Source organism: Paenibacillus hubeiensis (assembly GCF_032334105.1).
Taxonomy (GTDB): Bacteria; Bacillota; Bacilli; order Paenibacillales; family Paenibacillaceae; genus Paenibacillus; species Paenibacillus hubeiensis.
Genome location: NZ_JAVYAE020000006.1, coordinates 34,229 through 49,165 on the forward strand (window position 1 = coordinate 34,229; position 14,937 = coordinate 49,165).

The 14,937-nt window shown below is 52.3% G+C and carries 14 protein-coding genes; 7 read left to right on the plus strand and 7 right to left on the minus strand.

Annotation, left to right across the window (positions count from 1 at the left end):
* Positions 1 to 61: 61 nt before the first annotated feature.
* Positions 62 to 1,675, minus strand: a complete 1,614-nt coding sequence (locus RSX24_RS17080; protein ID WP_343261270.1) for a glycoside hydrolase family 43 protein — start codon at positions 1,673 to 1,675, stop codon at positions 62 to 64.
* A gap of 270 nt (positions 1,676 to 1,945) precedes the next feature.
* On the opposite strand from RSX24_RS17080, the gene RSX24_RS17085 reads away from it, so the two are divergent.
* The gene (locus RSX24_RS17085) at positions 1,946 to 2,791 is read left to right on the plus strand and encodes an AraC family transcriptional regulator (RefSeq protein WP_343261271.1); all 846 of its coding nucleotides are present in this window, start codon (positions 1,946 to 1,948) and stop codon (positions 2,789 to 2,791) included.
* Positions 2,792 to 3,203: 412 nt separating this feature from the next.
* Here the strand turns inward: RSX24_RS17085 and RSX24_RS17095 are convergent, their stop codons facing one another.
* Both RSX24_RS17095 and RSX24_RS17100 read right to left on the minus strand, forming a co-directional pair.
* The gene (locus RSX24_RS17095) at positions 3,204 to 4,280 is read right to left on the minus strand and encodes an anthranilate phosphoribosyltransferase (protein ID WP_438286852.1); all 1,077 of its coding nucleotides are present in this window, start codon (positions 4,278 to 4,280) and stop codon (positions 3,204 to 3,206) included.
* Positions 4,281 to 4,299: 19 nt separating this feature from the next.
* Positions 4,300 to 4,893 carry an ANTAR domain-containing response regulator gene (locus tag RSX24_RS17100; RefSeq protein ID WP_236413393.1) on the minus strand — a complete coding sequence of 198 codons (594 nt, stop codon included), beginning with the start codon at positions 4,891 to 4,893 and terminating at the stop codon, positions 4,300 to 4,302.
* Between the two features lie 479 nt (positions 4,894 to 5,372).
* Between RSX24_RS17100 and nirB the strand changes: the two genes are divergently transcribed.
* Genes nirB through cobA form a run of 3 tightly spaced genes read left to right on the plus strand, consistent with a single transcriptional unit; the run spans position 5,373 to position 8,993 of the window.
* A complete protein-coding gene (nirB, locus tag RSX24_RS17105; RefSeq protein ID WP_343261272.1) occupies positions 5,373 to 7,817 on the plus strand; it encodes a nitrite reductase large subunit NirB in 2,445 nt (814 codons plus the stop codon).
* A gap of 16 nt (positions 7,818 to 7,833) precedes the next feature.
* Positions 7,834 to 8,151, plus strand: coding sequence for a nitrite reductase small subunit NirD (nirD, locus tag RSX24_RS17110; protein WP_236413395.1), 318 nt, complete (start codon positions 7,834 to 7,836; stop codon positions 8,149 to 8,151).
* Between the two features lie 53 nt (positions 8,152 to 8,204).
* On the plus strand, positions 8,205 to 8,993 hold the full coding sequence (gene cobA / locus RSX24_RS17115) for a uroporphyrinogen-III C-methyltransferase (RefSeq protein WP_343261273.1): 789 nt from the start codon (positions 8,205 to 8,207) through the stop codon (positions 8,991 to 8,993).
* A 28-nt stretch (positions 8,994 to 9,021) separates the two neighbouring features.
* Here the strand turns inward: cobA and RSX24_RS17120 are convergent, their stop codons facing one another.
* Entirely contained in the window at positions 9,022 to 9,660 is a 639-nt protein-coding gene (locus RSX24_RS17120; RefSeq protein WP_343261274.1) for a TetR/AcrR family transcriptional regulator, read from the minus strand.
* Positions 9,661 to 9,858: 198 nt separating this feature from the next.
* On the opposite strand from RSX24_RS17120, the gene RSX24_RS17125 reads away from it, so the two are divergent.
* Positions 9,859 to 10,626, plus strand: a complete 768-nt coding sequence (locus RSX24_RS17125) for an SDR family NAD(P)-dependent oxidoreductase (RefSeq protein WP_236413400.1) — start codon at positions 9,859 to 9,861, stop codon at positions 10,624 to 10,626.
* 142 nt (positions 10,627 to 10,768) lie between these two features.
* On the opposite strand, the gene RSX24_RS17130 is transcribed toward RSX24_RS17125, so the two are convergent.
* The 3 genes from RSX24_RS17130 to RSX24_RS17140 form a co-directional block, all read right to left on the minus strand.
* A complete protein-coding gene (locus tag RSX24_RS17130; RefSeq protein WP_343261275.1) occupies positions 10,769 to 11,053 on the minus strand; it encodes a hypothetical protein in 285 nt (94 codons plus the stop codon).
* A 110-nt stretch (positions 11,054 to 11,163) separates the two neighbouring features.
* Positions 11,164 to 12,456, minus strand: a complete 1,293-nt coding sequence (locus RSX24_RS17135; RefSeq protein ID WP_343261276.1) for a sensor histidine kinase — start codon at positions 12,454 to 12,456, stop codon at positions 11,164 to 11,166.
* Entirely contained in the window at positions 12,456 to 13,133 is a 678-nt protein-coding gene (locus RSX24_RS17140) for a response regulator transcription factor (RefSeq protein ID WP_236413405.1), read from the minus strand. The genes RSX24_RS17135 and RSX24_RS17140 overlap by 1 nt, the downstream gene beginning before the upstream one ends.
* Positions 13,134 to 13,433: 300 nt before the next feature.
* Between RSX24_RS17140 and RSX24_RS17145 the strand changes: the two genes are divergently transcribed.
* Together RSX24_RS17145 and RSX24_RS17150 are read left to right on the plus strand one after the other, a co-directional pair.
* Positions 13,434 to 14,252 (plus strand): polyphosphate polymerase domain-containing protein, encoded by an 819-nt coding sequence (locus tag RSX24_RS17145; RefSeq protein WP_236413407.1) that lies wholly within the window; start codon positions 13,434 to 13,436, stop codon positions 14,250 to 14,252.
* Positions 14,245 to 14,925, plus strand: coding sequence for a DUF4956 domain-containing protein (locus tag RSX24_RS17150; RefSeq protein WP_343261277.1), 681 nt, complete (start codon positions 14,245 to 14,247; stop codon positions 14,923 to 14,925). The genes RSX24_RS17145 and RSX24_RS17150 overlap by 8 nt, the downstream gene beginning before the upstream one ends.
* Positions 14,926 to 14,937: the final 12 nt, after the last annotated feature.

Below are 14,937 nucleotides of genomic sequence, written 5' to 3' on the forward strand. Positions count from 1 at the left end.
CCTCTTGCGCAGGATTAATCCTTTGCGGAGAGACTCGGAGCTTTTTTAACACATGTTTAGATTACGCTTCGTTGCTCTTGTAGATGAAGTAATCAAAGTCGGCAGGCAGGCTTTGGCCTGATGTGTCTTGAGAACGCATGCCCACAAATGCGCCGGTGAAGAAGCCGCCGCCTTGAATGTAATCATCCGACAGCTTGTGAGATTGGAACTGTACTGGAATAGTCGACCAATTCCGGCCATCCCAAGAATAAGAATACTCGTAAATGTCGTACTTCACATCGACACGCAGGTATACGTACTCCGCTTCGTCCGGGATAACAATCTCCTGCCCCTGCAGAGGCTGGGAGAACGTGAAGTTATCACATACTGCAAGCTCCAGCACCCTTCCCTTTTCCTCATTCCAGGTAATCTGGCAGGAGGTCCAGTTCTGGGTATTGTAGTAGTTTGCAAGTCCTGCTGATTGCTGGAAAGTCGTTGGATTAAACGCAACTTTCGTCTCTGCTGTAAAGCGGAAATGCTGCCAGCGTCTTGCGATGAAGGCCTGCGTAAACTTGGACGAGAAGGACTCTTTGCCGTACAATCTCAAATGCCCCGGGCGATCCGTCAATGAGAGAACCGAGCTGCCAAGCGGAATACGCAGGCTTTGGAAATGCAGATTCAGCTCTTCGCTGTCAAAATCGTCTTTTTCCGGGAAGTCAGGATCCCACTTGACCTCTTCCATATTCGGACCTTCGATCTGAAGGGAAGGCTGGTTGCCGCCGACGACGTAAGGCCATCCGTCTCTCCATTCAAGGCGTTGAATCGCTGTTTCACGACCGAGCGGACAGTATCCTCTCGGATCAAGGAGCGGATGTCCTTCTCTCGAAAGAGGTCTTCCTGTCAAATGGACAAGGAACCACTCGTCGGTGTGCGTATGCACGATGGAAGAGTGCCCCGCCTTTTGCAGCGGATTCCTCGGATGTGCAAAGGACGAAATGAGTGGATTCTCCGGATGCACTTCATAAGGTCCGCGTAGATCTCGGGAACGGGCCAGCGTGGAGCAATGATCATACTTCGTTCCGCCTTCCGCAGTGAGCAGGAAGTAAACACCGTCAATTTTGTACAAATGCGGAGCTTCTGTCAGCTTGATACTGGTTCCTTTAAAGATAATCTCTGCTTTGCCCACCAGCTTCTGCTGTACCGGGTCAAATTCCTGCAAAGCAATTCCGTAGAAAGGGTGATTTCCAACACGCTGATCCCAAACCATATTGACAAGGTACTTTCTGCCGTCCTCGTCGTGGAACAGGGAGGGATCAAAGCCTGAGCTGTTCAAATAAATCGGTTCAGACCATTCTCCGTCAACGGTGTCACAGGTAACCAGGTAGTTATGAGAATCTTTCCACTGTCCCTCCGTCACTTTAACATCCGTGTAAATAAGCCAGAACTTCCCGTCACGGTAAGACAATGCTGGCGCCCAAATGCCTCCTGAATCGGGATTTCCCATCATATTCAGCTGGCTTAGACGATTTAAAGGCCTTGATACGAGCCTCCAGTTCTTCAGGTCTCTTGAATGATAGATTCCTACACCCGGAAACCATTCAAATGTCGATACTGCAATATAGTAGTCCTCCCCGGCACGGCAAATGCTTGGATCCGGATTGAACCCAGTCAAGATCGGATTCTGAATAACAGCCATCGTTTTGCTCCTTTGCATTACGGATAATCCTGTCTGCTGGCACTATATTTACCCTTCTTCTTCAACAGGCAGAAATCCGTGAAAATTTAGTAGTATACTGTAATCATAGCAAAGTTATTTATACTTACCCATATCCAGAAGAAGTCACTATTTACCCAAATCAAGCAAAAGTTTGCTGACCTATTGGAAGGTGCATCGATTATGGAACGCAGAGAAAATGTGATAAGAGATCATAGGGGGAACAAAGAGGAATATAAAGGAACTGAGTTTATGCTGCCTGATATGAATTCAACCTTCCGTGTCTTTGCTGCCCATTACCGCACCGTAGATCATCATTGGAGCTATCCTGTTCACTCCCATCCCTTCTTCGAGGTAAACCTCGTTTTATCCGGTACTCAAGAGATGAAAGTGAATGGGCAGCATTTTACACAACAGCCAGGCGACCTGCTGCTCCTTATCCCGGGAGAGGAACACGAAAGCTATGCGGCCGCTCACCGAGGCATGACTTATTACTGCATTCATTTTGATGTAGATGAACCGGATTTCAGAGAGCTGCTATGTGCCAGGGTCAGTCCTTTCTCAGCCTCAGACAGCGAGCTTAGCAACGCGATTCGTCCCGCACTGGACAAACTGATTATGCTTACGCTGGAGGGAGCTGGCGTGAGCGTCCAGTCCCGCATGATAATCCTGTCCGCCTTGTTTGAGCTGTTCGGAACACTCAGCCATGTCCTGTCTCAGGAAGGGCACGGCATCTCGTCGCAAATATCCCCCACCGCTTCCTATGTTGCCTCCAGGCTGGAGCAGATCGTCGGCGACATGGACAGTGAGGAGGGGGAAATTCGAACCCATGAAACGATTGAGTCCATAGCACAAGACGTCGGATACAGCACATCTTCAGTCAATCGCATGTTTACCCGTTCATTCGGCTTATCGCCAAGACAGTACATGTCTATGCTGATGCTCAAAAAGGCCAAGTTGCTGCTCATGAATCCCGAGACGTCCATCAAGGAAGTTTCCTCTAGACTGGGCTATAAAAATATCGCCCATTTCAGCAGGCAGTATAAACGCTGGACCGGGGAATCTCCAAGCCAATTCCGCGACAGATTCCACAAATAATGGACCGCTTACGCACATGGCGAAGACAGGATAGACTAATTCCGGAAGACCGAGGCATTCGGCAGCTTCAGCGGTCGACATCCTGTTTCCGATCGATCGTCGGACTCGGTAATGCTGGGATCTGTTCGCAACCTGGACGGGCCGGAGTTCGATGAAAATATTCGTGTAGGTGATTCGCGAGGATCTGAAGACAGGGGAAAAGAAAATCGCCGCAACGGCCTTTCTTACCTTTGTGGCTTTGACGAAAATAAACGCAAGCTGATCGTACCCAGGATCAATCCGGAAACGGAAGAGGAGAAAAAACGATATGAAACCGCCCCTGCACGGGCAGTCATGAGAAGGCAGCGGCGGGAAGAGAGCAACAAATTTTGCCGACTTCCTGACCGTTAGCTGCCCTTGGGAATAATGCTTCCTATGTGGTCGAAGCCGGATATGTGGACAGCGTTCTGCGATCCGGCAGCTCCCCGCCCATAGCCAGGCACCACTGCCGATAAATGCGGTATGCCGATCCATCCTCAAGCAAGCCCTGACATGTATAAATGCCTTCCTCGATGGAACTGACGCGTCCCATCGCATACAGGCGAAAACCTCCATTAAGCGCAACCTGGTTGATAAAAGCAACATGCGCTTCACCGCTCAATACCGCTTCGGCAACCTCCAGCTGCTTCTTCGCCGTCCACGCCAGCTCGGGTGCAGGGATATCCAAATCGTACGCCGCTGGGTCCACGAGCTCCAGCTGCATCTCCCCGTTTTCCACGCCGTATACCCGCGTAGGCCGATCAATATACAAGTCCTCGGAGCCTTCCATGCCCTGAACGACATAAGCGCGGCGGTACCGGAATCGGGTAAGAAGCTTGGCGATCCGGTCCAGGAACGTATTATGGAACACGCCGAACACGAGATAAGGGGAGTGGTTGAAATCAATCAGCTTCTCCGCCGTATTGAACACCGTACGGAATCCCAATTCCTCCCGGAGCGGTCTAAGCTTACGCAGCGGCGCGCACCAGTCCTCGGACGATACATACATGACCCCGGTCCGCAGCGCAGCTTCCCTTGCATCCTCGCGATCCATCTGCCGCGGATCAATCCCGGCTTCCCGCAGCAGTACCGGCAAAGTCACCCCCCACTTGGGAGGCAAAGGCTCGCTGCCGTGCAGCGTGACCCGTGCCCCTGAAGCGGCAAGCACAAAGGCGGTCGGATACGTCGCCATGAACGATTTGGTTCGGCCGTCATACGGACCTGCGCAATCCAGCCCGTCTTCGAAGACGGCCATTCGCTCCGCGCCGTTACGGCAGGCATGCACAAACGCCTCCAACTCTTCCACGTTCTCCATTTTCATGCGCTCGGCCATCAGGAAGGCGGCTGTCTGCACCGGAGATACTTCCCCATTCAATATTTTACCCGCAACCGCAAACGCTTCTTCGTAGTTCAAATCGCGCGCACCCCGTTTGCCCCGTCCAACCTCTCTAAGTATGGCAGACATATCCACAATGAATCCCCCTTCCGAATTAAGACTGAAGCAACTGATGGGCCTTCACGATTGCCTTAGCCACATCCACCATCCGTTTCCGTTCATCCATCGCTTTCCTGCGCAATTGATCATAGGCTTCCGATTCGGAGATATGCCTCATCTCACACAGAATGGCTTTGGCCATATCGATCCATTTCCGGTCCTCCAGCCTGGAATGGAGCTGCTGGCGTTCCCGTTCCCACTGCTTGCGTTCCATATAATGCCTGGCAGCAAAGTGGAGCGTCCAATGAATCTCCGCCCCCGCCATGGAAGGGGTGAGCATTCCATCGAAGGCAACACCGACCTCGCAAACCTCAGCGGATGTCGAAACCGTATCGGGGGCACACCACCAGAGCAGCGGTGTTCCCGTTTTGCCCTTTCCCAAGCAATCAGCCCAATGTTCTGCCTCGGTCAGAGGTAAATGTAGAACAGAAGCATCCACTTCGCCGGCCAACTTGAGAGCATCTTGCTCATTGCTCGTAACCTGAACATGATACCCGTTAGCCCCCAGCAACTTCTCCGGTGTCGGAGGGATCATGTCGGATGAGGCGAATGGAGGCGGCGACACACGGATGACCAATATAGAACGCATGGCGGATCAATCCCTCCCACTACTTAATCGGAAATTTGCACAAAATCGCAATGTAAGCGTTTCAATCGTTAATTTATGTCACATCGGATGACACTTTTCACTTCAATCGCCTTCATGTAATTCGAGACGAGCTTTTCGTTCAACGACCGATTCTGACGCCTAGGCAGCTCGCTTCATAGAAGCAAACGACCGGCTGATACACCCAATGTAAACATAATTAACTTCAAATTTCAATTACTTTTTTGTGTTAACTATGTTGACATATTGAGATGGATATTCTATAGTTAGCCATAACAACACCATATGATATCGATCACAGTTACAACGGCGTAGCTGGTGAAAACGGCAAAGAAGCCTGTTTTGCAATCTCGGAGTCAAGGGATGCGCATGTATGCGCACTCCTCCGGGGCATGACAGGCTTTTTCTATTTCAGGCAAGGCTGCAGGAATCACGCAGAATGGACCAAGGGGGTTATCGACATGAGTACAATGAAAAAACTGGTGCTGGTCGGCAATGGCATGGCGGGCATCCGCACAATTGAACATATCCTCAAGCTTGCACCGCACGCTTACGAAATTACCGTTTTTGGCGCGGAGCCGCATCCCAATTACAACCGGATCATGCTCTCCTCCGTACTGGCCGGCGGAACGAGCATTGAAGATATCGTCATCAACGACTGGAGCTGGTACGAAGAACATGGCATCCGCGTCTATCCAGGCGACCCTGTCATTCACATCGATGCCGATCGCAAGGAAGTGTTATCCCAAGCCGGCGTGCGGGCGAGTTATGACGAACTGATTCTGGCAACCGGTTCCCAAGCATTCATCCTGCCCATCCCGGGCTCCGACAAAGAAGGCGTCATCGGCTTCCGTGACATCAAGGATTGCGAAACGATGATGCAAGCGTCTCAAAGCTACCGCAAAGCTGCCGTCATTGGCGGCGGACTATTGGGCCTGGAAGCGGCGCGCGGATTGCTGAATCTCGGGATGGACGTTACCGTGATTCATATCAACGGTCATTTGATGGACCGGAACCTCGACCTTCCTGCAGGATTAATGCTGCAGCGGGAGCTGGAAGCACAAGGCATGAAGTTCCTGTTAAACAAACAGACCGAGGAAATTACGGGCAAAAAACGGGTTAAAGCGCTGCGTTTCACTGACCAATCGGTCCTCGAAGCCGATCTTGTAGTCATGGCCGTCGGCATTCGGCCGCAGATCGATCTTGCCCGTAATGCGGGAATCGAGGTGAATCGCGGCGTCATCGTCGACGATTACATGAACACCAGCATCCCGGGCATCTCGGCTGTAGGCGAATGCGCAGAGCACCGGGGCATCGCCTATGGACTTGTCGCTCCCTTATACGAACAAGGGACGGTGCTCGCGAAGCGGCTTGCCGGCGCGGCAACCCAGGGTTACGAAGGGTCGGTGACCTCCACCAAGCTGAAGGTGTCCGGCGTCGATGTGTTCTCGGCAGGTCAATTCAAGGATTCGGCCGATACCCGCAGCATCCGGATCCAGGACGACGTGGACAATGTCTATAAAAAGATGGTGATCAAGGATGGCCGGCTGATCGGAGCCGTACTGTTCGGCGATACGACCGACGGCGCCTCCCTCTTCTCCCTCATCAAAAGCGGGGAGAACATCGGCGGCCGCGAGAAGGAAATTCTGCTCGGCGTGCCTGCTGGAGGCGGATCAGGCAGCGGCCCGTCCGCAGCCGAGCGCATGGCGGCCATGCCGGATGACGAGATCGTCTGCGGATGCAACGGAGTCACCAAAGCGGCCATTGGCGATGCCGTGCTGAACAAAGGCTGCAATACACTTGGCGCAATCAAATCGTGTACCAAAGCCTCCGCTTCCTGCGGCGGGTGTAAGCCCATCGTGGAATCGCTGCTCGTACACTTTGCAGGAGATGCCGTCGGTGAACAGGTGAAAGAAGGCATCTGCGGATGCACCTCCCTCGATCGTGACGAGATTGTCGCAAGCATCAAGGAGATGGGCCTCAAGAGTGTCAAAGAGGTCATGAACGTGCTCGGCTGGAACGAGCCTGAAGGCTGTTCCAAATGCCGTCCGTCCCTCAATTATTACCTCGGCATGATCTGGCCGGGCGAATATGAAGACGAGCGGGTATCGAAATTCACGAACGAGCGGTACCATGCCAACATTCAAAAGGACGGCACATACTCCGTCATCCCACGTATCTATGGCGGCGTCACCTCTCCTGCAGAGCTGATTAAAATTGCCACCGTAGCCGAGAAATACGACGTTCCGATGGTCAAATTCACGGGCGGGCAGCGTCTCGACCTGCTCGGCGTGCAAAAGGAAAACCTGCCGAAAATATGGGAGGAACTTGATATGCCTTCCGGCTTCGGTTACGGTAAAGCGCTGCGGACGGTCAAAACATGCGTAGGCTCCACCTTCTGCCGTTTCGGCACGCAGGATTCCATCGAAATGGGCATCCGCCTGGAGAAGAAACTCGACAAAATGGTGGCTCCGGCCAAAGTTAAACTGGCCGTATCCGGCTGCCCGCGAAACTGCGCGGAAGCCACGATCAAGGATCTCGGCGTCGTGGCGATCGATGGCGCATGGGAAATCCATGTCGGCGGCAACGGCGGCGTCAAGGTTCGCGCGGCCGAACTGTTATGTACGGTGAAGACCGATCTGGAAGTGGAAGAATGGACGTATGCCTACTTGCAATATTACCGCGAGAACGCTCGCTGGAACGAAAGAACGGCAGCCTGGATCGAGCGGGTCGGACTGGACCACGTGAAGGAAGCGCTGGCGGACCGGGACGTGCGGCTGGCCTTGATCGAAAGACTGGAGCTGACACTGGGACATACCGTTGATCCTTGGAAGGAAATTATCGAGAACGACGAGCTGCGCAAAAACTTCACGCCGCTGGCCAACGTGCAGCCTGCAGCCCACTAGAGAAGGAGGAACAGCAATGGATCGATTGCGAATTGGACATCTGGCGGACATCGAGGAAAAGGGAGCTCGCACCTTCATGATCCGCGATACGGAAATCGCCGTATTCAAGCTAAGCGACGGCAGTCTGCATGCGGTGGAGAATCGGTGCCCCCATAAAGGCGGAAGGTTATCGGAAGGCATGGTATGCGGCACGGCCGTTCACTGCCCGCTGCATGACTGGAAAATCGACCTGCGGAGCGGCAAAGTATATGAACCGGACGATGGGTGCCTGAACACGTACAAAACCGAAGTGGATAGCAGCAGCGGCGATATTTACATTACGATTGCAGGATAAGCGACAGCATGGTCGGAAGTAATGGCCGACATTTCATCAAGGAGGAATGGCTCATGAACCAAAGCAACCGAGGCTCCCGGGGGATCGTCAGCATCATCGGAGCGGGCCCTGGCGATCCTGATCTGATTACGGTCAAAGCGCTGAAATGCATTCAAAGGGCCGATGTCATCCTGTATGACCGTTTGGTAAATGACCAGCTTCTCGCCGAAGCGCCGGAGGATGCCTTGCGCATCTACTGCGGCAAAGCTCCTGGCTTGCACTCCATGACTCAGGAGATGATCGGACGCATGCTGGTAACCCATGCCCTTGAAGGAAAAAGGGTCGTGCGCCTCAAGGGAGGCGATCCGTTTGTCTTTGGCCGCGGCGGCGAAGAGGCTCTGGCGCTCGCCCAAGCCGGCATCGATTACGAGATCGTGCCCGGCATTACTTCGGCGACGGGCAGCTCCGCGTCCTCCCAAATCCCGCTCACCCATCGCGGACTCTCCTCTTCGTTTGCCTGCATCACCGGAACGGGCAGCGATGGCAGAGCTTCTTCCGTCCGATGGGACCTGCTCGCGCACGGCGTCGATACGCTGGCGATCTATATGGGAATAAGCCAGCTGCCCCATATTCAGCAGGAACTGCTTCGGCACGGCAAAAGCGGCTCCACTCCGGCCGCGTTGATCGAACGAGGCACCACGTCAGCCGAACGTGTCATTACCGGTACGCTGGCCGACCTGCATATGCTGGCCGTATCCGAAAAGATCAGCAACCCGGCGCTGATCGTCATCGGCGAAGTCGTGAAGGTTCGCGAACAATTGCTGCATCTGCAGTCTTCCGCGGAGTCCTCCATGACAGGTTAAGGTATAGCCCTCACTCCCCTCGTGCTCATTAATCCGACAATATGCGCTCGTGAATCGTCCGACCCTTCTGCCCTGGCTCGATCAGCAGACGGGTCGGTTTGATGTTGATCAGAGCCGTCAATTGTTCTCCCATATAGTGCGCCGAATATTTGAATCCCGTCTCCGCCCAGTGCATGATGACGCCCACAGTAGCCGAAACGAGATAGCTCAACATGATGTCATAGTTGATCGTCTGCTCGCTATCCTCGGTCACCAGCACGAAATCCTTGGTCAGATACGTTCTGAACATGCTGCACAGTCGCGAATTCATGTCGTTATGCATCGTCATGAGCGCCCGAAAGATGTCCTGATGGGCCTCGATATATTCAAATACAGGCATGGTGGAAGGCAGCATAGCCGTCATGTCCACCTCTTTCAAATTCATATACGGTTCGGCATATGCCCTCCCCACGCCTTGCATGAAATCCTCCAACATAAACTCAAGCAGCTCGGGTTTGCCCGGAAAATGCAAATAAAACGTGCCGCGATTATAATCTGCGCGTTCCGTAATATCGCGAATCGTTACCGCATCTACCCCTTTTTCCAAAATCAAAGACACGGCCGCAGCGATAATTGCATCCTGCGTCCTGCGTGCCCTCCGATCCTGAGGATGGTGTATAATCAACATTTTCGCCTCCTTTGTCCATTATTGCAGCCTAAATGAACACCGCTTACATGAATGTACGATAGCGGACATTTTCATCGTCAATGATTATTGTCACAACTTTGTGTATATCTTAACATTAAGACAGGAAGTACAGATGACCATTTGTACCATTCATCAATAGGCCCACCAACCATTTTATACACAAGGAGAGATTTAATCATGAGCACATCCTATACACAAACAGCCGTCATCACAGGAGCAGCCGGAGGCATCGGCAAAGAATTGGCACGTCGTCTCGCCGAACGCAAAATCAACCTGGTTCTCGTCGATTTGAACGAAGAAGCCATCCAACAAACGATTGAAGAACTTCAACTCGACAAAGAACATGTCATCGCGGTCAAAGCGAACGTATCCCAAGAAGAAGACGTTAAAAACTACGTGAAACAGGCGGTTGACAAGTTCGGACGCATCGACTACTTTGCCAACAATGCAGGCATCGAAGGCCCTACCGGCCTGATCGAAGACCTGAGCGTCGAAGCGCTCGACCTCGTGTACAACGTGAACGTACGCGGCGTGTTCCTTGGACTGCAGCATGTCATTCCGGTCATGAAACAACAAAAATCCGGCGCGATCCTGAACACATCTTCCCTCGCCGGCCTGATGGGCGCACCGGCAGTATCGCCATACATCATGTCCAAACATGCGGTCATCGGATTGACTCGTACGGCAGCCAATGAGCTTGCATCGTTTGGAATCCGTGTCAACGCCGTTCTGCCGGGTACAATCAACACACGCATGATGCGCCAAATCGAAGCTAATTCCGGCGACGTGGAAGGTTATCAAGATGCGACAGTAGCCAGCATTCCGATGGGACGTTACGGCGAACCGGAAGAAGTGGCTGCCGTCATGAACTTCCTTCTGTCCGAAGAAGCTTCTTATGTAACGGCCTCGTTGTACACCGTCGATGGCGGGATGATGGGGCAATAAAATAATAAGATAGATCTGCTTGCCTGGAATCCCTCAAACCAAAAGACCTGTATCAGCATCGCCCGCGCGGTGGTGATCCAGGTCTTTCGTTTTCTTTTGGGCATGTGACGACGGCCTCAACACGCCAATTCCTCACAGCTCCTTAATCCACGTATCCGGCGTGTCCTTTCTCGATCAGGTAATCCATTTCGGCATCGAGAATGCTCTCCACCGTCAATTCGTCCAGCTTGACATCCTTGCGGCCAACAATGTAGTCGGCCAAATCGTCACCGTCAATGTCCACGTCGCCTTTGGCGTTCTGATGGGCGCGGTTGATATATTCCTGCTCATGCTTCAGGACAAGCGCGATATCCGCTTGGCCGGCCTTTGTTTTGTTTGCGATATATTGCATCATTTCCTGCTCGTTGATTGCATTTGATTCTGACATGTTATGTTGTCCACTCCCTCGGTTCTTTTCCATCTGCTATTGTAGCATAGCCATGCCCCAAGCAGGCATGCATTATGCCTGCTTCGCCAATTTCGCCGCCATGGTGCTGCTTATTGCGGCAACCGGACATAGAAAGTAGCGCCTTCGCCCACAACGCTTCGGGCAAAGATTTCGCCCCGATGCTGTTCTACGATGGAACGCGCGATGGCCAGTCCGAGTCCATGGCCACCATGCTTTCGAGCCCTGGAAGCATCTGTCCGATAGAAGCGGTCGAAGATTCGCTCCAGATGTTCTGGCGCGATCCCCTCACCGGTATTGGACACGGCAAGCTGAGCGCCGTGATTATGGTATTTTTTCAGCGTCAGATTCACCGCCCCCCGGGGACCGGAGTATTTCACGGCATTATCGAGCAGAATGAGAATGACCTGCTGGATCTGCTCGCTGTTGCCATTCACCATGAGTTCAGGCTCGACGCTGTAATCAAGGGATATGTTTTTTTCGAAAATAACGGCCTCCATCGTCAAAATCACGGTCTCCACCACCTCGCTCAGATTAAAGCGGGCATGGATCATGTTTGCTCGGCTATCATCCATTTCGGTCAGGTACAGCAGGTTGCTCGTCAACCCGGCCATCCGTTCCGTTTCCGATTTGATGTAATGCAGCCATTTCGATTGGTTGGCAATCGTATCTTCGCTGTTGGCCAGCAGTACGTCGGTATTGGTATTAATGATGGCCAGCGGCGTTTTCAACTCATGGGATGCATCGGCAATGAACTGCTTCTGTTTATCGAAAGCTTCTCTTACAGGGGCAATTGACCGGTTCGCAAAATAACGACTCAGGAAAAAAATGACGATCAACATCACCAATCCTACAATGGCAAATGTATAAACCAGGTTCGTCAGAATGCCTTGCTGCGCCGTAACGTCCATAAATACGATCATGTTGCTTGCACTGCCGGAATCGACGACGTACGCCCACTCCGTTCCGTTCAGCGAAAACTGTCCGACTGCACGGCTCGACCGTTCGGAACGGTCGACTTTCGCGAGCGCCTCTTCATAGAAGCTGTCTTCCGCCTCGAATCTGGACTGCTTCTCCGTCATGTTCCACTGGCTGTCCGTCTTTACCATGAACGACAAGGAACGCGAAGGCGGAGAATTGGGGTCGTCCATGGGGCCTCCCCCGAACCCCGGCGAACGCATGTCTCCCAAGCTGCTGTTTCCCTGTCCGTTATGCGACATTTTGGGCGCATGATAGAAGTCGGATACTTTGTACAGCTCCATGTTCGTATCCCGCTGCACGTTCTGATACGTGATCACATAGATGGTCGCGAAAGCAACCAGCATCATGATGGAGATGGATACCAGATTAACGACCAGGAATCGGTTCCGAAGCTGCCGGAACATCAGGAAGTCTCCTCAAGCACATAACCTACGCCCCGAATCGTATTGATCCGAACTTCGGAGTGCAGAAACGTCAATTTTTTGCGCAAAAAGGAGATGTACACTTCGACGTTGTTGTACTCCACGTCGGAGTCGAAGCCCCACAGCTTCTCGATGATCTGTTCCTTGGAGGTAATCGCCTGCTTCCGGGTGATCAGCAGTTCGAGCAGCTCGTTTTCCTTCAGGTTCAGCTTGATCTCTTTGCCTTGTACCTTCAGCTTCAGCTGCGCGGTGTTCAGTTCGATGTCCCCAAACTTCAACGCATCCTCGGGTACTACCTCGCCCTTCCGCCTCAGCGCCGCCCGAATTCGGGCCAGCAGCTCCTCTGTCGCAAACGGCTTGGCGATATAATCGTCTGCGCCGTAATCCAGTCCGGCAACCTTGTCCGAAATTTCCCCTTTGGCCGTCAGCAAAATGACCGGAGTATGATTTCCTTCTGCACGCAGCTTCTTAAGTACGGTAATGCCATCCATTTCCGGCATCATGATGTCCAGGAGCAGCAGATCGTAAATGCCGCTGAGCGCATTATCCAAACCCGATCTTCCATCATGTACGATATCCACGGAGTAATTGTGTTTTTTCAATATTTGCGACACGGCTTCTGCCAGGTGAACCTCATCTTCCGCAATTAATATTCTCATCGTCTTTCCATCCCTCTGCATGTGAATTGGTTTCCTATGTTTTCTTCTATTATACCTGCTCATTGTATCCTTCCAACCTTGAACCAACCTTAATTCGGAGACTCTCCCCCCCTTATCAATAACCGGGTTTGGCCCTTGTTCCAAATTTTTTTCACACAACTATTATAGGAAGGTAAAGAAATGTTAACGGAATGTAAAACCATTTAAGATTCATTCAAGGTTGGCGCTCTAAGATACAGACATAACAGCAAGACATGATGCACCACAACATACAAAACACAGCGAAAGGAATGACATGAAATGGCGATTGAAGTATTCAACCGGTACGAGAGCAAATATCTCCTGACGGATGAGCAATACGAAGCCTTCTACAACGACTTGCTGCACTATATGGAACTGGACGAGTACAACAAAAAACACGAGTTCTACTCCATAAGCAACCTCTACTTCGACACGCCGCAGGATTCGCTGATCCGTGCCAGCCTCTCCAAACCGAAATACAAAGAGAAGCTGAGGCTGCGGGCTTACGGCGTACCCGAACAGAATGCCAAGGTATATCTGGAGATCAAAAAGAAAGTGTTCGGCCTGGTCAACAAACGGCGTACCGCGTTGAAGCTGGACGAGGCTTATGAATTCGTCCGCACCGGACAGGCGCCTGACCTGGCTGATTACATGAACAAACAAGTCGTTGAAGAAATCAAATATTTCCTCCGCCTGTACGACCTGGAGCCTAAAGTTTATCTGGCTTATGAACGCAAGGCGCTGTTTGACAAAAACAGCCGCGATCTCCGGATCACCTTTGATACCAACATCCGCAGCCGCCGATATGACCTGAAACTGGAGCAAGGAGATTACGGCGAACCGCTTGTCGAGGATGGGCGATGGCTGATGGAGGTCAAAGCGGAAAAAACCGTTCCGTTCTGGCTGTCGCAGCTGCTGTCCGAGCACGGCTTGTACCGTGTCGGGTTCTCCAAATACGGCAACGAGTTCAAACGACTGGCGAGAACCACCAACTTGAATTACCAAGGCGAGCGCATGCTCGTACCCGGCACGGACTTCAATCCGGCCATGCAACCAAATCAAAAGATCAGAGAAAGAGAGAGTGTAGTATATGCTTGATTCCATTTTCAGTTCCGCCCTGACCGATACCACGCTGACATTCAGCAGCGCCGTACTTACGATTGGCCTGGCCATCCTGATGGGGGCCATCATCAGCCTCACATACATGAAGACCAACGCTAACACATACTCGCAAAGCTTCACCTTGACCATGGTCGTGCTGCCCGTCATCGTCGCCATCATCATCCTGCTCATCGGCAGCAACGTAGCCCGCGCCTTCAGCTTGGCCGGCGCCTTCTCCATCATCCGGTTCCGAAGTGCGCCCGGCGACCCGAAAGACATTGCTTACGTCCTGTTCACCATGGCTTCCGGTCTTGCTTGCGGCGTAGGCGCATTCGGATATGCAGTCCTGTTCACCATCATCTTGTGTGTATTGATGTTTGTCCTGAGCCACTTCAAATTCGGCGCCAAGAAGAGCCAGCAAAAATTGCTTAAAGTCACCATTCCCGAAAATCTGAGCTATGAAGAAGCTTTTGACGAAGTCTTCAAACAATTCAATGTGCAGTATCAGTTGAACAAAGTGAGAACGACCGAACTTGGCAGCTTGTACGAACTGGTTTACCTCGTCCACATCGGCCAAAACGTCAATCAAAAGGAATTCCTCGACGCCGTTCGTACACGCAACGGCAACCTGGACATCTCCCTGAACATGGCCCCGACGCCAGAATATTAAGCACCACACATT